At 50.8% G+C, this 22,108-nt stretch carries 15 protein-coding genes; 12 read left to right on the forward strand and 3 right to left on the reverse strand.

The genetic code is table 11. The features are described from left to right. The first annotated feature begins 14 nt into the window (after positions 1-14). Genes ACODR9_RS18160 through ACODR9_RS18205 form a run of 10 tightly spaced genes read left to right on the forward strand, consistent with a single transcriptional unit; the run spans position 15 to position 9,931 of the window. Positions 15-941: a GDP-L-fucose synthase family protein gene (locus ACODR9_RS18160; RefSeq protein ID WP_488810990.1), complete on the forward strand. Its 927-nt coding sequence runs from the start codon at positions 15-17 to the stop codon at positions 939-941. Positions 942-943: 2 nt separating this feature from the next. Then, positions 944-2,107 (forward strand): DegT/DnrJ/EryC1/StrS family aminotransferase, encoded by a 1,164-nt coding sequence (locus ACODR9_RS18165; RefSeq protein WP_488810992.1) that lies wholly within the window; start codon positions 944-946, stop codon positions 2,105-2,107. Next, positions 2,107-2,697 (forward strand): CatB-related O-acetyltransferase, encoded by a 591-nt coding sequence (locus ACODR9_RS18170; RefSeq protein ID WP_488810994.1) that lies wholly within the window; start codon positions 2,107-2,109, stop codon positions 2,695-2,697. The genes ACODR9_RS18165 and ACODR9_RS18170 overlap by 1 nt, the downstream gene beginning before the upstream one ends. Further along, positions 2,651-3,727 (forward strand): glycosyltransferase family 10 domain-containing protein, encoded by a 1,077-nt coding sequence (locus tag ACODR9_RS18175; RefSeq protein WP_488810996.1) that lies wholly within the window; start codon positions 2,651-2,653, stop codon positions 3,725-3,727. The genes ACODR9_RS18170 and ACODR9_RS18175 overlap by 47 nt, the downstream gene beginning before the upstream one ends. After that, complete coding sequence (locus ACODR9_RS18180; protein WP_488810998.1) at positions 3,724-5,199, forward strand: lipopolysaccharide biosynthesis protein; 1,476 nt, start codon at positions 3,724-3,726, stop codon at positions 5,197-5,199. The genes ACODR9_RS18175 and ACODR9_RS18180 overlap by 4 nt, the downstream gene beginning before the upstream one ends. Continuing rightward, complete coding sequence (locus ACODR9_RS18185; RefSeq protein ID WP_488811000.1) at positions 5,192-6,085, forward strand: alpha-1,2-fucosyltransferase; 894 nt, start codon at positions 5,192-5,194, stop codon at positions 6,083-6,085. Before ACODR9_RS18180 ends, ACODR9_RS18185 begins: the two co-directional genes overlap by 8 nt. Position 6,086: 1 nt before the next feature. Next, positions 6,087-6,878 (forward strand): glycosyltransferase, encoded by a 792-nt coding sequence (locus ACODR9_RS18190; RefSeq protein ID WP_488811002.1) that lies wholly within the window; start codon positions 6,087-6,089, stop codon positions 6,876-6,878. A gap of 18 nt (positions 6,879-6,896) precedes the next feature. After that, positions 6,897-7,688 carry a glycosyltransferase family 2 protein gene (locus ACODR9_RS18195; RefSeq protein WP_488811004.1) on the forward strand — a complete coding sequence of 264 codons (792 nt, stop codon included), beginning with the start codon at positions 6,897-6,899 and terminating at the stop codon, positions 7,686-7,688. A 14-nt stretch (positions 7,689-7,702) separates the two neighbouring features. After that, positions 7,703-8,500, forward strand: a complete 798-nt coding sequence (locus ACODR9_RS18200; RefSeq protein WP_488811006.1) for a glycosyltransferase family 2 protein — start codon at positions 7,703-7,705, stop codon at positions 8,498-8,500. 15 nt (positions 8,501-8,515) lie between these two features. Beyond that, complete coding sequence (locus ACODR9_RS18205; protein WP_488811008.1) at positions 8,516-9,931, forward strand: mannose-1-phosphate guanylyltransferase/mannose-6-phosphate isomerase; 1,416 nt, start codon at positions 8,516-8,518, stop codon at positions 9,929-9,931. 48 nt (positions 9,932-9,979) lie between these two features. Here the strand turns inward: ACODR9_RS18205 and ACODR9_RS18210 are convergent, their stop codons facing one another. The 3 genes from ACODR9_RS18210 to gltB all read right to left on the reverse strand — a co-directional run bounded on the left by ACODR9_RS18210 (position 9,980) and on the right by gltB (position 17,524). Next, positions 9,980-11,317, reverse strand: coding sequence for an O-antigen ligase family protein (locus ACODR9_RS18210; RefSeq protein WP_488811010.1), 1,338 nt, complete (start codon positions 11,315-11,317; stop codon positions 9,980-9,982). 252 nt (positions 11,318-11,569) lie between these two features. Then, the gene (locus ACODR9_RS18215) at positions 11,570-12,985 is read right to left on the reverse strand and encodes an FAD-dependent oxidoreductase (protein ID WP_488811012.1); all 1,416 of its coding nucleotides are present in this window, start codon (positions 12,983-12,985) and stop codon (positions 11,570-11,572) included. A 90-nt stretch (positions 12,986-13,075) separates the two neighbouring features. Then, positions 13,076-17,524, reverse strand: a complete 4,449-nt coding sequence (gene gltB / locus ACODR9_RS18220; protein WP_488811014.1) for a glutamate synthase large subunit — start codon at positions 17,522-17,524, stop codon at positions 13,076-13,078. 297 nt (positions 17,525-17,821) lie between these two features. On the opposite strand from gltB, the gene ACODR9_RS18225 reads away from it, so the two are divergent. Both ACODR9_RS18225 and ACODR9_RS18230 read left to right on the forward strand, forming a co-directional pair. Beyond that, a complete protein-coding gene (locus ACODR9_RS18225; RefSeq protein WP_488811016.1) occupies positions 17,822-19,336 on the forward strand; it encodes a phospholipase D-like domain-containing protein in 1,515 nt (504 codons plus the stop codon). Positions 19,337-19,833: 497 nt separating this feature from the next. Beyond that, positions 19,834-22,089, forward strand: coding sequence for an Orn/Lys/Arg family decarboxylase (locus ACODR9_RS18230; protein WP_488811018.1), 2,256 nt, complete (start codon positions 19,834-19,836; stop codon positions 22,087-22,089). The last annotated feature ends 19 nt before the right edge of the window (positions 22,090-22,108 follow it).

The following is a 22,108-nucleotide window of genomic DNA, read 5'->3' on the forward strand; positions in this document are numbered from 1 at the left end:
CAGTAGATTTCGATATGAAAATTTTGTTGACTGGCTCGTCCGGTATGGTTGGCTCCAATCTGCTGGGACATGATAATGCTAAAGACTTTGAATGGTTGACTCCACGGCATGCCGAATTGGACTTGACTGATTATGCGGACACCTTGAGTTTTCTGAAACAACACAAACCAGATCTCGTCATTCATGCCGCAGGCAAAGTTGGTGGTATACAGGCAAACATGCGTGAGCCGGTACGATTTCTTGTCGAAAATATGGACATGGGCCGTAATTTATTACTGGCCGCAGCAGAACTTGGCATAAGCAAACTGATTAATATCGGCAGCTCTTGCATGTACCCTCGCAACAGAATGGAAGCGCTGGTTGAGGAGGATGTGCTGGGTGGCGAATTGGAGCCAACCAATGAGGGCTATGCTCTTGCCAAGATAACAGTTGCGCGACTGGCTGACTACCTTTCACGAGAAGACAGCACATTGCATTACAAAACCATCATTCCCTGCAATCTATATGGACCATTCGACAAGTTTGATCCACGCTGGTCTCACCTGATACCAGCCATTCTCCACAAATTGCATCATGCAAAATTGACAGGTGAAAAGACGGTAGAAATTTGGGGGGATGGTAATGCACGTCGCGAGTTCATGTATGCCGGTGACTTGGCAGAAGCACTTATCCAACTCTGTGAACGTATAGAAGAATCTCCAGCCTTGATGAACATTGGCTTGGGTCATGACCATACCGTAAATGAATATTACCAAATTGCGGCTGCGGTAGTCGGCTACCAAGGAAGTTTCGTACACGATTTGAGTAAACCGGTTGGTATGAACCGCAAACTCACCAATGTCGACAAAGCACATCGCTGGGGCTGGCAGGCAAAGACTTCATTGCACGATGGCCTGTCAAAGACCTACCAATATTATTTAAGAACACAGCAAGGGAATTGAACATGCATTACCCACTGGCCAGCACAACCTGGGATGAAGCCGAATATGAAGCCATGCAACGAGTCATTCGCTCTGGCATGTTTTCCATGGGAAAAGAAGTTGCCAAATTCGAACAGCAATTTGCTGAATGGGTAGGTAGTCGCTATGCAGTAATGGTTAACTCTGGCTCCTCTGCTAACCTGGCAATGATTGCGGCACTGATGTTCCGTAAGGAAAATCCACTGCAAGCTGGTGATGAAGTAATCGTCCCGGCAGTCTCCTGGAGCACTACCTACTATCCACTTCAACAATATGGCCTGACTGTAAAATTTGTTGATATCGACCCGACTACACTGAATATAGATCTCAAAAAGCTGGAGTCCGCAATCAGCAGCAAGACCAGAGCCATCTTGACCGTGAACTTGCTCGGAAACCCAAATGATTTTATTCAGATCAATAAAATCATTGCTGACAAAAATATCATTCTGCTGGAAGACAACTGTGAATCGATGGGGGCAACCCTGGCAGGGAAGCAAGCAGGTACTTATGGACTGATGGGGACATTCAGCAGTTTCTTTAGCCATCACATTTCCACAATGGAGGGAGGGCTTGTCGTCACTGATGATGAGGAGCTGTACCACATTCTATTAAGTGTGCGTGCGCATGGCTGGACGCGTAATCTGCCAAAGCATAATCATGTCTGCGGGGAAAAAAGCGATAATCCATTCGAAGAGTCATTCCGCTTTGTGCTTCCCGGATACAATTTGCGCCCTCTGGAGTTAAGTGGTGCCATCGGTCAGGAACAAATTAGAAAGCTGGATAGCATGATTGCCATGCGTCGTCAGAATGCTCAAATATTCCAGTCCTTGTTTCACAATCACCCATGGATCGAAATTCAGCAAGAAACTGGCTGCAGCAGCTGGTTTGGGTTTGCAATGACTTTGAAGCCGGAGGCACCTATTAGCAGGAATGAGCTAGTCAATCGCTTATCAGCCGCTAATATTGATGTCCGTCCAATCGTTGCAGGTAATTTCGCAAAAAATGAAGTGATGAAGTGGTTTGATTACAGCATTCACGACACATTGGAAAATGCCGACCACATTGATAAAAATGGCCTATTCGTAGGAAATCATCATTTCACTCTCCATGATGAACTTAAATTCCTAAAAACAACTATTGATTTGTGATGACTTCCTTCATTAAATATTTAATATGGATTATTGCGAAACAATATTTCAGCCTATTGAAGCATGTCAACTTTCAATCATTTGAAACCGACTGGAGGGCAATCAATGGAAATCACATCGCCATTGGGAAGCATACAAGCATTGACAAGCACACCAAAATAAAATCCAATACATATATTGGAAAAAACTGCAACATTACTAAATCTGAAATTGCTCAGTATGTTTCCATTGCCAATAATGTATCTATTGGACAAGGTGAACACGACTTATCAAAACCATCCACATCTTCAATTTTTTACGATGATCCATACAACCAGCTTACGCAGGGCATCTGCATAATCGGCCCTGATGTATGGATCGGCGTAGATGCGGTAATACTTAGAGGTGTGAAAATTGGTACCGGAGCAGTGATAGGGGCGAACTCGGTTGTAACAAAAGATGTACCAGACTACGCAATTGTCGCAGGTGTTCCTGCACGGATTATCAAATATAGGCTTGATGAGGAAACACAAAAATATCTCTCTAAAGCCAAATGGTGGGAACATGACCCAAGTAACGCAAGAAAAATATTCGACTGCCGGCCGCAATAAATATGGGCTAATCATTTCAGGCCATAGCAATGATGAATTATTTTTATTATCGAACACCAAAATAAATAGGGACAATGCAGCATACCCCTATTTTCTTTTAAAAAAAACACTCAATGAAAATAATATCGAAATCCATACATCAGACTATCTGACACCTGAAAACGAAGATCCATTATTTATAATCCATAACGACTATAGACCTAACAATACTTTATATAACAAGAACGTTCGAAAATATATACTGGCGCTAGAAACCCCTGAAATCCATAAAAATAATTCCGCGAATTATCTAGTATCTAGTGGTGCAGACATGATTTTTACATGGCGCACAGATATAAAATCAAAAAATATTAAGAAAATATTCTTCCCTAACAAAATAATTCTGGAAGATGTAATACCATCTCGAAATAGAACCGGTTTCGCATGTTTAATAGCTGGCAACAAAAGTAGTGCTACACACCAAGCAAATGACCTTTACAGCGAACGACTAAAGACCATAAGATGGTTTGAATCCAATCATTTAGATTTATTTTCATTATATGGAGTTGGCTGGGATAAACCAGCAATGCCACGCAACAATATTTTGAAAAAGGCATTTAAAATATATGGGAAAATACCTAGTTTTTTAAAAATAAATCCATTCAAGTCATACCATGGCCGAATAGAAAACAAGCAAGTAGTTTTGAATGATTTCAAATTCTGCATTTGCTATGAAAATTTTAAAAATCACAACTCATATATTACCGAGAAAATATTTGATTGTTTTTTTGCAGGCTGCATACCCGTTTACTGGGGAGCTCCGGACATTCAGGATTACATCCCCGAAGATTGCTATATTGACCGGAGAAAATTCCAAAACCACCAGCAGCTCTTTGAACATATGCGCTCCCTGAACGACACACAACTTGAAAAATACCAAGATAATATTAAATCATTCTTAAAAAGTAAAAGATCCACACCATTTTCAGCTGAATATTTTGCCGCTACCATCACAAACCAAATACTGAAAGATATTGGAAGATTAGATTGACTAAGAACAAGACTGTTATCCTTTGGCTGTCTTTCACAAGACTGTGTCAAGCTTTAATCGGTCTGGCAACCATTCGACTCTCCACACATTTTCTTCCTCTGGAGCAGTTTGGTCTTCTTGGCTTGCTAACATCCATAACGACTTTCTTCGGTCTTTTTTTTATCAACCCAATTGGGCAATTTCTAAATAGACATACTCATGAGTGGTACCAGAAAAATGTATTGCAGGAGAAATTGTTCCAATACAATAGATATCTTACCTTTCTTACACTGCTATCGTTAATTTGTACTGCTATCTGGTATGGGTGGCATATATATCCTGCGACTGACTGGTTTTTGATTGCAGGTGTCAGCACCGCCGTTGCAACAATGATATGGGCTGGAACCTGGAACGCCACATTAATCCCGCTAATGAATATGTTGGGCAAACAGGAGCAATCCGCATCACTCGCTCTGCTGACTACACTAGCAAGCTTGCTATGCTCAGTCATACTGGTGAATATCAGCGCACAGGTTTCAACCTGGCTGGCAGGGCAAGTAGTCGGGCTTTTGCTTGGAGCATTGGTTGCGGCGTCCCTGCTTAGAAAAAATTTGCGCCCACAAAAACAAAATTTGAAAGAAAAATTTATACGTAGCAATGAAATCATTCATTACTGCCTACCTATTGCAGCATCCACTGGTTTAATGTGGTTTCTATCTAACGGATATCGATTTTATGTAGATTACGTTTGGGGTGGAAGTGTACTTGCAATCTTTATTGTAGGCTTTGCCATATCAGGGCAATTTTGGGCTATTATTGAAACAATTGGCAGCCAGGTAATATATCCAAAATATTACTACGCGCTCAGCGTGAACAATAAGCAATATTCAAAGCTTGCATTTTTTCACATGAAGAGTGCTTTACTTCCCAGCTATCTTTTCATGTTGTTTTTCGGCATTTCCGTCGCACCAAAACTCATAACATTGCTTACTGATAGTCGTTATAGTGATGCAGTTGAATACTGTCAAACTGCAATGATTTTTGAATTCTTGCGCGTATTTACAAACGTACAAATGCAGGCAACTCAGATAGAGAAAAAAACATCATCGATGATAATTCCCTATTTGATAGCAGCCATATCCGGAATAGTCGGGGTCATTTTCTGCTATACATTTTTCCATTCTGTACAAAGCTTACCATGGATCATGGCCATTTCCTGGGCTATTGCTGCTACAACAGCCTTTTACCGAGTAGGAAAATGTCTAGATTTTAAAATGCAGACAAAACCAATTGTTATCAGTACCGCATGTGGTATTTTGATATTTCTTTTTTCAAAGCTACTACCCAATTATCATTCATTTATTTCTCAGGCTGCCTCCATCAGCATGATTGCACTATTTGCTATTGGGCTACTGTACCTCATACAAAAAAATAACGACTCTATTGACTTTATGCTACACATTCAGTTGCCGACAGAGAAATCCAATGCATAATATTATTTCTACCAGGCTGATGGGTGGACTAGGAAACCAGCTCTTTCAGTATGCAACAGCATACGCACTATCCAAAGAACAAGGAAGGGAACTGGTTCTTGATATTCGTTTTTTTGATTCCTATACCTTACATGGCGGGTATAAACTCGACAGATTTAATATATCAGCAAGAGAATTAAAAATTGAAGAATATTCATACTTCCCATTATGGCAAATTAAATTACTGACACGATTTCCAAAACTTAACTTTTTCTTCGGCAACTGGTTGCTTGAAAAAGCATTCACCTTCCAGGCATTACCAATCAAACAGAACAAGATAGTCAATCTTGTTGGATACTGGCAAAGTGCTGCATACTTCTCCAAGTACAGAGAATCATTAAAGATAGAATTCTCTCCTAAAAATGAATTGAATGAGAATTACCAGGACTATCTACGAAAGATCAGACAAGATGACGTGGTAGCTATTCATATTCGCCGTGGAGATTACTTATCTAACCCACATGCCCTTGCCAAGCATGGCGTATGCTCTACTGACTATTACAAGGCAGCAATCGAATTAATTAAAAATAAATATATAGAACCAGAGTTTTTCTTTTTCAGCGATGACATTACCTGGACCGAACTTGAATTTGGTGATTTACTGCAAGGTTATCAATGCAGTTATGTCACAGGAGGCACTGCAGAGGAAGATTTCTGGCTAATGTCTAATGCAAAAAATCATGTCATCGCAAATAGTACATTCAGTTGGTGGGCTGCTTGGCTAGCTGACCATGGGCAAGATAATATCGTGATCTGCCCAAAACCATGGTTTGATGATCAGAGCATTAATACTGAGGACTTGATACCAGATAGCTGGATTAAACTAAACAAATATCATGAGTCTTGAGATGAGTACTGATAACAAGCAACCACATGTTTCTGTCCTGCTCCCTGTCTACAAGGTGGATGAGTATTTTCCAGTGGCTGTCGATAGCATTCTTGCACAAGACTTTCTGGACTTTGAGCTGTTAATTATTGCAAATGGCTGTAGTGATGATGATTTTAATATTATTATTAATCGTTATTCAAACAACCCAGCTATCACAATCATTCGAACAGAGATCAAGGGCTTACCCTTTGCCTTGAACCTAGGCACTCATCTTTCCCGTGGTAATTACATTGCCAGGATGGATGCTGATGATATTGCTGACAAGTCAAGATTAAAGCATCAGGTTGCAGTCCTTGACCATCATCCTGATATTGGCGTTGTATCTACTTCCTATTCCTATATCGATGAGGGTGGAACTATTTTCAGTGAGGCTGAATTCGGTGGGCTATCAAATGATGAAATTAAAGATTTGCTGCCTTATTTTTGCTGTATTGCACACCCCACTGTCATGCTAAGAAAGAACATACTTAACCAGTTGGGTGGATATTCATTTGGCCGATTCTCAGAAGACTACGACTTATGGATGCGTATTGCAAGGGAACTTCCTGACGTGAAATTCCAACGTCTTGACAAGAAGCTTCTTTTATATCGCCGCCATCGACATCAGGCGACTTCTTCCAAGAATTTATATACCATACGAATTTATAACCTCAGTCTAAAATTAAGGGAACTTTTCCTGACAAAAAATCTATCCTATCTCTTTGGAATGATGATACCTGCAAGAATCATGATCAAGTTAAAATTGAAGTAATTTCATAAGGATTTGATCATGGTTGTTAAGGCAGATCTATCGGTGATAGTGCCCTGTTTTAATGCAGAAGAAACTCTTTCTCGCGCAATAAAATCTGTAATTTCGCAAACAGTGCTACCTAATGAAATAGTAGTTGTCGATGATGGCTCGACCTCTACAACCTATTTAGATAACCTTCAAACCATAATTGGTGGCCTGACAAAATTACAAATTATTAAGTTAAAAAAAAATATGGGCGTGTCGCACGCCAGGAATATTGGGATTTTAAAATCCGAATCCAATTATATTGCATTCCTTGATGCTGATGATTGCTGGCATCCAAATAAAATTGAAATTCAATATGCATTAACAGTTGAATTAAAATATAAAATTAGCGCTCATCAATACATACCAAATTTAAATACAAGTAATTGTCTGAATGATAAAATAACAACCTACAAGATAATAAATTACAAGAAACTTTTGTTTAAAAATTACTTTGCCACACCAACAGTAATGGCATTTAAGTCAGATTTTATATTGTTTGACGAATCACTGCGTAGAATGGAAGATCATAAGTGCTGGATTGAAAATACCATGGCTTATCCGGGATTATTCATCAACTCCTCACTGGCAGGTGGTTTTAAAATGCCCCTTGGCGAATCTGGACTTAGCAAAAATGTCCCTGCCATGCATGAAGGTGCCATGCAAGTTTTCAAAACATTAAAAAGAAATAAAAAGATATCTTGCATAGAGTATTTCTTAGCATCCTCATTTGAAAAAATAAAATATTTATACCGACGCATCAGGATGTGGCAAACCACTCATTAAATTGATAGATACTCATGAAAATATCCGCATCCGTTGTTTTTTATAAGACACCAGTTGAAATGGTAAGCAAGCTACTTGCGTGCATTGCCAAATCAACAATTGATATTAAAACCATTTGCATTGATAACTCCCCCTGTGATGTACTTTCCTCGATATGTTCATCTTATAATACGTTGTACATTCATAGCCCTGACAATCCAGGATTTGGAATAGCGCATAACAAGGCACTCCCCCTCATAGATTCTGACGTCCACTTTATATTAAACCCAGACATTGAATTCGATGCATCTGCAATAGAACAACTAGCAACACGTTTACTAGGTGAAGTAGAACTTTCTGCAATAACCCCACAAATAATTTATCCTGACAAAAAAATACAGCGTCTTTGTAAAATTTTGCCAACACCTGCTAATCTGATCTTCCGTCGCTTTATGCCATGGGCAGCAAAGAAATTAGATTATCAGTATGAAATGCATTGGTTTGACTATGAAAGTGAAATACACCTTCCTTGCGCATCCGGGTGTTTCATCGGGATTAAAACTGATATATTAAAGCAGCACGCAGGCTTTGATCCGCGATTCTTCATGTACATGGAAGATATAGACTTGACACGACGCATTTCACAGTCCGGGAATATTTTATTTTTCCCCAGCGTCAAAATAATACATGAATTTGCAAAATCTTCTTACAAGAACAAGAAAATACTTTTCATTCATATCTGCTCCGCTATTAAATATTTTAACAAGTGGGGCTGGTTTATTGATGTTGATAGAAAAAAGACGAATCATCAAATTTTGCAAAAGTCAAAATAAACGCATGGAGCTACTATGATTCCAGTTATACTATCTGGCGGTACTGGTAGCCGCCTATGGCCACTTTCACGTGGACTGTTTCCCAAGCAATTCCTCAGCCTGTGCGACGAAAAAACAATGTTGCAGAGTACTTTGCAACGCCTTACTGGCGTTCCCCAATTGCAAAGCCCAATTATTGTTTGCAATGAAGAACATCGCTTTATTGTTGCAGAACAATTGAGACAGATAGATGTTAAAGCCTCCTCAATCATTCTGGAACCTGTCGGCCGTAATACTGCTCCTGCGGTGGCAGTAGCTGCGATGGCAGCTCTACAGCAAGGTAAAGACCCCTTATTGCTTGTTCTTGCCGCAGATCATGCCATCCAGGATATCGCAGCTTTCCAACTTGCCATTGATCATGCTCGTCATTTAGCATCTAGTGGTACCCTGATTACTTTCGGAATTGTCCCAACTCATCCGGAAACAGGTTATGGCTATATTGAAATGGGCAAGCCTCTGGATGCAACTTCAGTAGGCATGAATATTAGTCGTTTTGTTGAAAAGCCTGATTTACCAACAGCACAACAATATGTGGATTGTGGTTCATACTTATGGAATAGCGGCATGTTCATGTTCAAAGCTTCCGCTTTGCTGGATGAACTTGCTAAGCATGCGCCCGACATTCTAGAAGCATGTCGTTTGGCAATAGACACTGCAGCGGTTGACCATGATTTCTTGCGCCTTGATCCTGCCACATTTACAGCCTGTCGTGCAGAGTCAATTGACTATGCGGTAATGGAGAAGACAGCTAATGCAGTAGTTACTCCCCTGGATGCAGGATGGAGCGATGTCGGCTCCTGGGATGCCTTGTGGGAAGTTTCTGCACACGATACTGCCGGAAATGTGGTACGTGGGGATGTCATTAGCCAGGATAGCCAGAACTGCTATTTATACAGTGAGGGAGGGCGGTTATTGGCTACACAAGGGGTCAATGATCTCATTGTGGTTAATACGGCAGATGCTGTACTGGTGACGCGTAGAGGCAAAAGTCAGGATGTAAAGAAGATAGTTGAAGAACTTAAACTACACGCAAGGAAAGAAGCAGATCAACACTGCAAAGTATATCGTCCTTGGGGGAGTTATCACAGTGTGGATACTGGCAGCCGCTATCAAGTAAAACGTATTTCTGTGAAGCCGGGTGCACGCCTGTCAGTACAGATGCATCACCATCGCGCAGAGCACTGGATTGTTGTCTCTGGGACAGCAAAAGTGTTACGCGGTAAGGAAGAGGTACTGCTTACTGAAAACCAATCGATCTATATTCCGGTTGGCGAAGTACATGCATTGGAGAATCCGGGGAAAATTCCACTGGAATTGATCGAAGTTCAATCCGGCTCTTATCTTGGCGAAGATGATATCGTGCGCCTGGAGGATAGATACGGACGCGCTTGATGCATGGATAGAACCGGGTGTCCGGGAAATGACACGGACACCCACGTTTTAATCATCAACACGTTTAGTCAAGTTGCCATTCAACTCTGCTAGCAAAGCCCCTGCCACAAACAAGAACAACTGCAGCATATGGTCGCGGAAGATGCTCTCATTGAGCATGCGCCCCAGAAAGCCGCACACCATCAACATCAGCATCAGGCCGCGTACATCCTGCTGATAGCGGAAACGCCGGTAGCCAGTGACAAACAAGCTGGCGCAGAACAGCAGCCACAGCACAATGCCGGGGACACCCAGTGCCAGCCCCAGATCGATGAAGCCACTATGGGCATGCCCCAGATTATTCTTGATGCCCATGCTGGTGGCCGCCTGGGCAAATACTTCGCGCATGAAGCCAAAACCAAGGGGATGGCTGGCTATCATGTCCAGGCCGCTGTGAATCCAGGCCACGCGCTTGAAAGCCGAGTCATCCACCGGTTCACCGTTTGACATCAACGGCAAGGGGCCGATCTGCGTCCAGCTAGGATGCTGCTGGTAGTCCCAGCCAGCCGCTACCGATTCGGTAAACGCCAGATTGCGACTGTCTTGCTTGATCGCATAGGTCACTAGCCCTCCCAGAGTGCCAAGCACCACCAGCCAGATCAGCAATAACTTGCCCCAACCATGCTTCACGCCCTGAAAAATGGAATACAGCAGCAACATGGACATGCTGAGGTACACCATGCCGATCATGCCGTTACGCGCGGCAGCATGCAGGCTGACAAAGACGAACAAGGCCAGAATGGCCAGCAGCCATGGTTTGCTGATGCGGCTGACCTGGCTGCGACCCCAATGCCCAAAGCACAAGGTGGCGACGACAAAGGCCAACACGAAGTTGATCAGGAAGGTGAATTCAAGATACGTGGGTGTCGAGAAGGTTTCACGGTATGGCCAGGTACCGGTGGTGAAATACTGGTAGGCCTCCAGGCCGAACTCGGCTAGTGCCAGCGCTACGCCACCGGCAATCACCACGTCGATAATGGAAAACTTGCGCCATACCCGATACAGAACCATGCCGATAAAGAACCATAAGGTGGCTATCCCCAGTTGGCTGCGCAGTTCCGCAATGGAAATGGCTGGCCAGCGTGATAACAGCAAGGTATGTACTGTGGCATAGGCCATGAACAGGGCCAGCAGAATGATGGGATATCTGGCAGCCCTGAAGGTGGGCAGGCTATGGTGCAACAAAGGCAGTGCTAATAGCAGCAAACCACCTTGAAAGGCGTAACGTAATGCCACCGTATGCCCCACGCTGCATACGGCAACATAGATGAAGGACAGCAACAGTACCGCCATTGCGTGCCAGCCTTTGCTGGCCGCCGCGTCGCTCATCGACAGAAAACGAGTCATGAATACCTCATACATGGCAAACAATGATGGCCAGTCATGCATCTCGCCGTGTACACACGGCTTGCAGGCAGCCACATTTCAAAATGCGCGCGGACTGAGCAGATTGTGTTCAAACCAGTCTGCATAATCAAAATCAAAATCAAAAACGACACATTGTAACAGCTGGCTTGGCTACAGCCACCTACCGCACGCGTAACGAAAAAGCCCGCCGGTAGGCGGGCTTTATTACTCAAGCAATCAGGCAATCCCTACTTACCACACCTGCAGGTAGCTCAGCATGCCTTCTGCAGCCTGACGGCCTTCGAACACGGCACGCACCACGAGGTCAGCGCCGCGTACCTGGTCGCCGCCTGCGAAGATCTTGGCGTGGCTGGTCTGGTACTTGAACTTGGACTTTTCCGAGGCAATGGTGCGGCCATTGGGCTGGCTGCTGATGCCAGCGCGGTCAAACCAGCTGGCAGCTTCCACCTGGAAGCCGAAGGCGATGATGACGTGGTCGCACTCGATGCGCTCTTCGCTGCCCGGTACGATTTCGGCATTACGACGTCCTTTGGCATCCGGCTCTCCCAGGCGGGTTTCGGCCAGGATCACGGCCAGCGCGCCATTGGGCAGTTGTTCAATGCCCACCGGCTGGCTGTTCCAGCGGAATTCCACGCCCTCTTCCTTGGCATTGGCCACTTCGCGCTTGGAACCCGGCATGTTTGCCTCGTCACGGCGGTAGGCGCAGGTGACACGCTTGGCACCCTGACGGATGGCGGTGCGGTTGCAGTCCATGGCGGTGTCGCCACCACCCAGCACCACCACGCGCTTGCCGGACATGGAAACAGCGGCTTCGCCTTCCGGCAGGGTGTCCATGCACTGACGTACGTTGTTGACCAGATACGGCAGCGCTTCCAGCACGCCCGGCAGATCTTCTCCGGCAAAGCCACCCTTCATGTACTTGTAAGCACCCATGCCCATGAATACGGCGTCGTACTGTTCCAGCAGGGCTTCGATTTCGATGTCCTTGCCGATTTCGGTATTCAGTACGAATTCCACGCCCATGCCTTGCATGATTTCGCGACGGCGCTGAACAACGGACTTTTCCAGCTTGAATTCCGGGATGCCGAAGGTAAGCAGGCCGCCGATTTCTTCGTAACGGTCGTAGACCACCGGCTTCACGCCGTTGCGTACCAGCACGTCGGCACAGGCAAGGCCAGCCGGGCCAGCACCGATGACGGCGACTTTCTTGTTGCTCCAGATCACCTTGGACATGTCCGGACGCCAGCCGGCCTTGTAGGCTTCGTCGGTGATGTATTTTTCGATGCTGCCAATGGTGACGGCACCAAAACCACCCTGATTGAGCGTGCAAGCACCTTCGCAAAGGCGGTCTTGCGGGCAAACGCGGCCGCAGATTTCCGGCAGGCTGTTGGTCTTGTGCGACATTTCGGCCGCTTCAAACAACTTGCCTTCGTCCACCAGTTTCAGCCAGTTGGGAATGTAATTGTGTACCGGGCATTCCCATTCGCAATAAGGGTTGCCACAGGACAGGCAGCGCCCGGCCTGTTCGGCTGCATCCACCTGATGCAGCGGCTGGTAGATTTCCTTGAACTCAATCTTGCGCACCGCAGCTTCGACTTTTTCGCCGGGGTTGCGGGAGAGCTTCATGAACTGGAATACGTCACTCATGATCGTTTCCTGACTGCGGGCCCGGCCTTGTAAACGGCAGCAGACCCTGTTGTTTCCATTGCGGCGGGGCAAACGCCCCGCCCGTGATCGTCAATCCTTGAGCAGGCTGTCCAACGTGGCGGCCTTTGGCTTCACCAGCCAGAAGTAGTCCACGTAGTCGTCGAAGTTTTGCAGCATGGCGCGACCGGTTTCGGAGCCGGTCAGCTCGACATGCTTGGCAATCTTCTCCAGCAGGAAGGCACGGTACATGCCCATTGCTTCGCCGTTGATCAGGTGAATGTCGACCAGTTCATTGTTGTAGCGGTAGGCAAAGCGCTCGCCCGGGTCGTAGACGAAGGCGAAGCCACCGGTCATGCCGGCACCGAAGTTGTAGCCGGTTTCGCCCAGCACGATGACGGTACCGCCGGTCATGTATTCGCAGCAGTGGTCGCCTGCGCCTTCGATCACGGCCAGCGCGCCGGAATTACGCACGCCGAAACGCTCGCCCGCCACACCAGCGGCAAACAGCTGGCCACCGGTGGCGCCGTACAGGCAGGTGTTGCCGATGATGATGGCTTCGCCGCTTTCATACGCCGCATTTTTCGGCGGGTAGATGGTGACGCGGCCACCGGCCATGCCCTTGCCGACGTAGTCGTTGGCATCGCCTTCCAGCTCCAGATGCAGGCCGGATGCGTTCCATACGCCAAAGCTCTGACCGGCACTGCCGTTGAACTTGACCTTGAGGCAGCCAAACGGCAGGCCAGCCGCGCCGTGTACACGGGCGATTTCGCCGGACAGACGGGCACCGATGGAACGATGGATGTTCTCGATCGGGTAGGACAGTTCCAGCATCTGCTTGTTATGGATGGCAGGCAGTGCATCAGCCAGAATCTGCTCGGCCAGCTCGCCCTTGTCGAAGGACGGGTTGCTGTCGCTGATGCAGAAGCGCGGCACATCGTCCGGCACCGTGCCTTGCGACAACAGCGGCGACAGGTCCAGCTTGTTCTGCTTGGCTGTTTCGCCTTCCAGCAGTTCCATCAGGTCCATGCGGCCGATCAGCTCTTCCATGCTGCGCACACCCAGCTTGGCCATCCATTCGCGGGTTTCGCGGGCGATGAACAGGAAGTAGTTCATCACCATTTCCGGCAGGCCCAGGAAGTACTTGGAGCGCAGCTTGATTTCCTGGGTGGCCACGCCGGTGGCGCAGTTGTTCAGGTGGCAGATACGCAGGTATTTACAGCCCAGCGCCACCATCGGGCCAGTACCGAAGCCGAAGCTTTCCGCACCCAGGATAGCTGCCTTGATCACGTCCAGGCCGGTTTTCAGGCCACCGTCGGTTTGCACCCGTACCCGGCCACGCAGGCCGTTGGCACGCAGTACCTGTTGGGCTTCGGACAGGCCCAGTTCCCACGGCGAGCCGGCGTATTTCACCGAGGTCAGCGGCGAGGCACCGGTACCACCGTCGTAACCGGAGATGGTGATCAGGTCGGCATAGGCCTTGGCCACACCGGCGGCAATGGTGCCCACGCCGGGTTCGGCGACCAGTTTCACCGACACCAGCGCGGTCGGGTTGACCTGCTTCAGGTCGAAAATCAGCTGCGCCAGGTCTTCGATGGAGTAGATGTCGTGGTGCGGCGGCGGCGAAATCAGGCTGATGCCTTCCTTGGCGTGACGCAGACGGGCAATCAGGCCGGTGACCTTGTCGCCCGGCAGCTGGCCGCCTTCGCCCGGCTTGGCACCCTGGGCTACTTTGATCTGCAGCACTTCGGCATTCACCAGGTAATGCGGGGTGACACCAAAGCGGCCGGAGGCCACCTGCTTGATCTTGGACATCTTCTCGGTGCCGTAGCGGGAAGCATCTTCGCCACCTTCACCGGAGTTGGAACGGCCACCCAGACGGTTCATGGCGGTAGCCAGTGCCTCGTGGGCTTCCGGCGACAGCGCGCCCAGCGACATACCAGCGGAGTCAAAGCGCTTGAGGATGGCTTCGATCGGCTCGACTTCGTCGACGGAGATAGGCTGGTCGGCCAGTTTTACCTTCATCAGGTCGCGCAGCATGGACACCGGACGGGTATTCACCGTGTCGGCATATTGCTGGTAGGCCTGGTAGTCGTCGTTCTGTACCGCCTTTTGCAGCAGTTGCACCACGTCTGGGTTGTAGGCGTGGTATTCCTCGCCGTGCACGTACTTGAGCAGGCCGCCTTGCGAAATCTGGCGCATCGGGTTGAAGGCAAAGCGCAGCAGTTGTTGCTGGTCGTCTTCAAAATCTTCAAAGCTGGCACCAGATACGCGGGATACCGTGCCCTTCAGGCACAGGTCCACCACATCCTTGTGGATGCCCACGGCTTCAAACAGCTGGGCGCCGCGATAGGAAGCGATGGTGGAAATACCCATCTTGGACAGCACTTTGAGCAGGCCCTTGTTGATGCCCTTGCGGTAGTGCTGCAGTGCTTCGTTGATCTTGCAGTTGACCACGCCGCTGTTTACCAGGTCGATGATGCTCTGGTAAGCCAGGTAGGGATAAACCGCCGTCGCGCCATAACCGATGACACAGGCCATCTGGTGCGCGTCGCGCACGGTGCCGGTTTCCAGCAGGATGTTGGTCTTGCAGCGCAGGCCGCTTTCGATCAGCGCATGGTGTACCGCACCGGTGGCAAACAGGGCGTGAATCGGCAAACGACCCTGGGTAATGATGCGGTCGGACAGCACCACGATCACCGTGCCTTCGTTAACGGCTTCGATCACGTACTGGCACAGTTTTTCGATGGCTTGCTGCAAGGAGCTTTCGCTCGGGTCGTAGCACAGATCGAAGGTGGTGGCCTTCAGATACGGTTCCGGACGGGTAGTGACACGCACGAATTTTTCATGCGACAGCACCGGCGAGCGCACTTCCAGACGCTTGGCGTGTTCGGCGCTCTCTTCAAACATATTGCGTTCCGGGCCAAACACGCTGTTGAGCGACATCACCACCGCTTCGCGGATGGGGTCGATCGGCGGGTTGGTCACCTGGGCAAATTGCTGACGCAGGTAGTCAAACGGCGAACGCACTTTCTGGCTGAGCACCGCCATCGGGGTGTCATCACCCATGGAGCCGACCGCTTCCTGGCCGTCTTCCGCCAGTACGCGCAGGATCTGGTCGCGCTCTTCATAGCTGAAGTTGTACAGCTTTTGCAGGCGGGTCAGCTCATCCTTGCCCATGGCTTCAATACCGGCGTCGTCCTCGATCGACAGTTCCAGATACTTGGCGCTGTCCTTGATCCATTGGCGATACGGCTTGGCGCTCTTGAGCATGGCGTCGATGTCTTCCGGCATCAGCAGCTCGCCGGTAGCCAGGTCGGCAGCAAACAGCTGGCCCGGCTTCACGCGGCCCTTGCGCAGCACGTCTTCCGGCTTGTAGTCCCACACGCCCACTTCGGAGGCGATGGTGAGGATATTGTCCTTGGTCAGTACCCAGCGCGCCGGACGCAGGCCGTTACGGTCCAGCATACAGGCGGCGTAGCGGCCATCAGTCAGCACGATGCCGGCCGGACCGTCCCACGGCTCCATGTGCATGGAGTTGTATTCGTAGAAGGCGCGCAGGTCCTTGTCGGTGGAGTCCACGTTCTGCCAGGCCGGCGGCACCAGCAGGCGCAGCGCACGGAACAGCGGAATGCCGCCCATCAGCAGGCCTTCCAGCATATTGTCCAGGCTCATGGAGTCCGAACCGTCGGTCTGGACGATGGGGCGGACGGCGTCCATGTCCAGGTGCGGCGAGGCCATGATGCGCTCGCGCGCACGCGCCCAGTAACGGTTGCCCTGCACGGTGTTGATTTCACCGTTGTGCGCCAGGAAGCGGAAAGGCTGTGCCAGCTTCCATTGCGGCCAGGTATTGGTGGAGAAGCGCTGGTGGAATACCGCCAGGCTGGATTCAAAACGCGGGTCGTTCAGGTCCAGGAAGAACTTGGGCAGGTTTTCCGGCGTCACCAGGCCCTTGTAGGACAGGGTGTGCGGCGACAGCGTAGGCAGATAGAACGCAGGATCGTCCACCTTGTTGGCTTTTTCAGCCTGACGACGGCCCATGTACAGACGACGCTGGAAAGTCAGCTCATCCATACCAAAAGGACAGTTTACGAACACCTGAGAAATGGCAGGCAGGCTGGCCAGTGCGGCTTCGCCACAGGCGCTCAAATCAGTAGGCACCACGCGGAAACCGGCTACTTCCAGTTGCTGGGCTTCCAGAAACTCTTTCAGGCGACGCAGGCTGCGATCGCCAATTTCACGGTCGGGGTGGTGGAATACTAGACCGGCGGCGTACACTGCCTTCAGCGCGATATCGGCCTCGGCGGCCACTTCACGCAGGAAACCGTCCGGCTTGCGAAACAGCAAGCCACAGCCATCGCCCGATTTGCCGTCTGCCGCCACCGCTCCACGGTGGGTCAGCTTGGCCAGCGAGGAGATGGCGGTTTCTACCAGCCAGTGGCTGGGTTTGTCGTCCAATTGGGTGATGAGGCCGAATCCGCAGCTGTCCTGCTCGAAATCCGGGTGGTACAGGGTACCCTGCAACCAGCGCTGTCTGTCCATTGCTTTGTCCTGCTTATAATTGTGAATCGAATGAATCGATTCTAAGGGCAACTTGCTTGACCTTGCAACCAGTTATTGCCTTTTCTCTCGCAGCGCAATAATTGTTTAATTTCAATACCTTGAGTGCGACTTTCTCAAAAAAAATCAGGGAAAACCCGCAAAAAAAGTACATTTTTCTTCCAGTTTTGTGACACCCATATTCAAATTTACGACCCATTGTGGTGCATAGCAGGGCAATCCAAAACCATATAAATAAGCATTTTTCGAATATTGTCAGACAAAATTCATACCACGACCATGCGTAGCGATACCACTACAGCACTCAGCCAGGATTTCGTTCGCCAACTGGCAGACCAAGCCTTTTCGCGCTCAGCCGGGGCACCGCTGATTGCGGGCAACCAAATCACACTGCTGTATGACAGTACGGATAATTTCCCGGCCTGGAAACAGGCCATTGCCGCTGCAGAAGAGTCGGTATTCATTGAAATGTATATCGTGGCCAATGATCGCTTTGGCCGTGAGATTCGCCAGTTGCTGGCCGACAAGGCTGCCGCTGGCATCAAGGTATGCCTGCTGTATGACTGGCTGGGTTGCTGGCGACCATGGCTGACTGGCTTTTTCCGCCCGCTACTGGCGGCCGGGGCCGAGGTACGGGCCTATAACCCGCCTACGCTGACTGGCGGGCTCAGCCTGCTGGGGCGTAACCATCGTAAGCTGATTGTGGTGGACCGGCAGCAGGCCTTCATTTCCGGCCTGTGCATCAGTGCCAGCTGGGAAGGCAGGCCAGAGGCTGACATTGCGCCATGGCGCGACACCGGTCTGTTGCTGCGCGGCCCCTTGGTACTTGAAGCACTGGCAGCCTTTGCCGACAGCTGGGCCAGCTGCGGCCCGGCACTGGAGGGCAGTTGGCTGGCAGACGTCGCACAGTCCGAATGCGGCACGATTGCCGCCCGGCTGATTGCCACCACCCCCTCCACCGCCCACATGATGCGGCTGGATTTGCTGATTGCCAGCTTTGCCCGCCGCACGCTGTGGCTGACCGATGCTTATTTCATGGGCACCAGCACCTATCTGTCAGCACTGAAGCAGGCTGCGCGTGACGGGGTGGATGTACGTTTGCTGGTGCCACGTTCCAGTGATATCCGCTGGATTGCCACCGTGTCGCGCACCATGTACCGGCCATTGCTGGAATCCGGCGTGCGGGTGTTCGAGTGGAACGGGCCGATGATCCATGCCAAGACTGCCGTGGCGGATGGCCGCTGGGCACGCATCGGCTCCACCAATCTGAACATTTCCAGCTGGCTGGCCAATCGCGAAATCGATGTCTCCATCGAGGACGAAAGCGTGGCTAGCGAACTGGCCGCCCGCTTTTTGCAGGATCTGGAACAATCCACCGAAGTGGTGCTCAGCGGCCACAAGCGCACGCCGGTATTGACGCACCCGCGCCAGCGCCAGCAGGCTTCCCTGCGCTTTCCCAATGCCAGCCATGCTGCACGCAGTAGTGCCAGTGCCGCCGCGCGCCAGGCCGCGCGTATTGGCGATGCGCTGGGTGCAGTGGTGCGCGGTACCCGCAGCATAGACAGCAGCGAGGCCACGGCCTTTCTCACCATCGGACTGAGCCTGTTGATCTTCGCCGTACTGGCAGCCCTGTTTCCCTGGCTGGTGGCCGGCCCGCTGGTTTTCCTGCTCACACTCAGTGGTGGCGCCATCGTCTTGAAGGCACTGGGCTTGTATCGCCGGCGCAATGAAAAAAAACAACAGTCGGCAGCGACAAAAAATAATCTCAAGCCACCAGCGCCACCCACGACCTAAACTGTCTTAAAACAAACCGTTAAGTAGCAATCCAGGCAGGGAAAGCCTTATGCCACAAGGCTTCGCCAGCTCTATTTGATCAAACCCGCAGATTATTTTCACGCACTGATATTGCCGTGCAACACAAGCACGGTAAAAGGTCTACAATGCGCGCTTTCTTGGGATGTTCTCCAAGCCGGCCGACGTGAAGGACGCACCACCCAGCGTGCTCCCTAAGAAAGCCGGGGATCTGCGGCCACACCACGTCAGCCTGCAGGATGCACCCCGGTTTTCGTGCGCGCCTAGTTACATTACGCGCCTCAAGGCCAGCCCCGCCCACTGCCATCCGGCAGGGACCAGCGACTGCGCCCCAACGCGCACCGAGTGACACTGCAGCAAGCTGCGGGCCGACAGGCGTTACAGGTGCACGGTATTGCCCTTGCCCATGGCAAAGGCTGCCTTCCTGAATGGCCATCCCCGGCTGTAGTGTCCGAGTTATGACCGACAAGGACTCAGGTATGCGTTTTCACTTCCCCATCGTCATCATCGACGAGGACTTCCGCTCGGAAAACACCAGCGGCTCCGGCATCCGCGAACTGGCAGCAGCCATGGAAGCCGAAGGCATGAGCGTGATTGGTTACACCAGCTATGGTGACCTCACCTCCTTTGCCCAACAGCAAAGCCGGGCAGCCGGTTTCATTTTGTCCATCGACGACGAAGAATTTCAGACCGACGACGCCTCGGAAAACGCCCTGGGCCAGCTGTACAGCTTTGTGGCGGAAATTCGCCGCCGCAACCCGGATATTCCGGTGTACCTGTACGGCGAAACCCGTACCGCGCGCCACATTCCCAACGACATCCTGCGTGAGCTGCATGGCTTCATCCACATGCACGAAGACACGCCGGAATTCGTGGCGCGCCACATCATCCGTGAATCCAAGAGCTATCTGGACAGCCTGGCCCCGCCGTTTTTCCGCGCGCTGGTGGACTACGCCCACGATGGCTCCTACTCCTGGCACTGCCCCGGCCACTCCGGCGGCGTGGCCTTCCTGAAGAGCCCGGTGGGCCAGATGTTCCACCAGTTCTTTGGCGAAAACATGCTGCGCGCCGACGTGTGCAATGCGGTGGACGAACTGGGCCAGCTGCTGGACCACACCGGCCCGATTGCCGCTTCGGAACGCAACGCAGCGCGCATTTTCAATGCCGACCACCTGTTTTTTGTCACCAACGGCACCTCTACGTCCAACAAGATCGTGTGGCACAGCTGCGTGGCAGCCGGTGACATCGTGCTGGTGGACCGTAACTGCCACAAGTCCAACCTGCACGCCATCATGATGACCGGTGCCATTCCGGTCTTCCTGATGCCCACGCGCAACCACTACGGCATCATTGGCCCGATTCCCAAGTCGGAATTCCAGCTGGACAACATCAAGAAGAAGATTCTGGCCAACCCCTTTGCCCGCGAAGCACTGGAAAAGAACCCCAAGCTCAAGCCGCGCATTCTCACCATCACCCAATCCACCTACGATGGCATTTTGTACAACGTGGAAGAGATCAAGGGCATTCTGGATGGTGAAGTGGACACGCTGCACTTTGACGAAGCCTGGCTGCCGCACGCCAGCTTCCACGATTTCTATGGCGACTTCCATGCCATTGGTGAAGGCCGCCCGCGCTGCCGCGACAGCCTGATCTTCTCCACCCAGTCCACCCACAAACTGCTGGCCGGCATCAGCCAGGCCTCGCAAATTCTGGTGCAGGACCCGCAAAACCGTCAGCTGGATACCGCCTGGTTCAACGAGGCTTATCTGATGCACACCTCCACCAGCCCGCAATACTCGATTATTGCCAGCTGCGATGTGGCTGCCGCCATGATGGAACAGCCCGGCGGCCAGGCACTGGTGGAAGAATCGCTGGTAGAGGCCCTGGATTTCCGCCGCGCCATGCGCAAGGTGGATGAGGAATACGGCAACGACTGGTGGTTCAGCGTATGGGGCCCGGACGAGCTGTCCGACGACGGCATCTGCGACCCGATTGACTGGGAACTGAAACCCGGCGCGCACTGGCACGGCTTTGCCGGTATCGAGGAAGGCTTCAACCTGCTGGACCCGATCAAGGCCACCGTGCTGACGCCGGGCCTGGACGTGGATGGCAGCTTCGAAGAAATGGGCATTCCGGCCGCCATTGTCACCAAGTACCTGACCGAGCACGGCGTAGTGGTAGAAAAAACCGGCCTGTACAGCTTCTTCATCATGTTCACCATCGGCATCACCAAGGGCCGCTGGAACACGCTGATTTCGCTGCTGCAGCAGTTCAAGGACGACTTCGACAAGAACCAGCCGCTGTGGCGCGCCATGCCGGACTTTGTCGCCCGCTATCCGCAGTATGAGCGTGTGGGTTTGCAAGACCTGTGCCAGCGCATTCACGCGCTGTACACCAAGCACGACATCGCCCGCCTGACCACCGAGATCTATCTGTCCGAGATGGAACCGGCCATGCGCCCGGCCGATGCCTTTGCCAAGATGGCGCACCGCGAGATCGAACGCGTGCCGGTAGACCAGCTGGAAGGCCGCGTTACCGCCGTGCTGCTGACGCCGTATCCGCCGGGCATTCCGCTGCTGATTCCGGGCGAGCGTTTCAACAAGACCATTGTTGACTACCTGCGCTTTGCCCAGGCCTTCAACCGCGAACTGCCGGGCTTCGAAACCGACGTGCACGGCCTGGTGGCCACCGATGTCGAGGGCCGCAAGGTCTACTGCGTGGATTGCGTGAAGTAAACGCCAGCCCATTCAGCAA

The organism is Aquitalea sp. FG25, assembly GCF_057809375.1.